The organism is Thioalkalicoccus limnaeus (genome assembly GCF_041197575.1).
Classification (GTDB): domain Bacteria; phylum Pseudomonadota; class Gammaproteobacteria; order Chromatiales; family Chromatiaceae; genus Thioalkalicoccus; species Thioalkalicoccus limnaeus.
In genome coordinates, this window is the sequence record NZ_JBDKXB010000079.1 from 1 (window position 1) to 907 (window position 907).

Below are 907 nucleotides of genomic sequence, written 5' to 3' on the forward strand. Positions count from 1 at the left end.
GCCACGGATGCACACGGATTAACACCGATGGAAAAAAACAAGAAGATATCCGTGTTCATCCGTGCCAATCCGTGGCCAATCCTCTTCTGACGGACGGTATCCGTGTTCATCCGTGTAGATCCGTGGCTAATCCTCTTCCGCGAACGTCCGTGTCCTTCCGTGGCAACTCTGGCGGTTGTCGACGCGTCGAGTGACATGATCCAGTGAAAACCGACCACCCCATCTACCTGTTCCTCTCCGCCGGCGCCGAGGCGTTTCGGGTGCTGACCGGCGGTCGCGAGTTGGCAGGGGCCTACCGCTTCTGCTCGCTGACGATCAAGGGCCTGGAGCGACGGCTCGACGGAATCTTCGAGCCCGACGGGCACACGGGGCCGGTCTACGTGGTCGAATTCCAAGGCCAGTCGTCGGAGAAGGCTTGGTACAATCTGCTGACCAAGATCGGCCTCTATGGCGAAGAGCACCCGCGGCGCGATGTGATCGGCATCGGCGTCTTCCTGCGCGAACAGGACGTCCCGGCCTTCCCGAGCTGGGCGAATCACGCCGGGGCGCCGCTGCAGCAGGTCGCGCTGCGCCGTGTGCTGCCGGACTGGCTGGCCCGCGAGCCGGACAACCCCTATGTGGCCGTCTTTGCGCCGCTGCTGATCGACGACGATGAGGTCTTGCGCACCCAAGCCCCCATCTACTGGCGCACCGTGCAGGAGGCGCCACTCGACCCGGAGGTGCGCGACATCCTCTCGCAGGTGCTGGAATTCTGGTTTTTCGAGCGATTTCGCGGCCTGACCGCGAAGGAGATCTGGGCGATGTTGAACCTGGTGACCCCGATACAAGAGACGAAGGCGTATCAATCGATCTTTGCCGAAGGCGAGGCCAAGGGCGAGGCGAAGGGCAAGGCCGAGGGCAAGGCCGA

The 907-nt window shown here is 63.0% G+C and carries 1 protein-coding gene; it reads left to right on the forward strand.

The window, feature by feature from the left end:
- Positions 1-203: 203 nt before the first annotated feature.
- The coding region (locus ABC977_RS18165; protein WP_369668681.1) for a DUF2887 domain-containing protein at positions 204-907 on the forward strand (704 nt) is incomplete at its 3' end.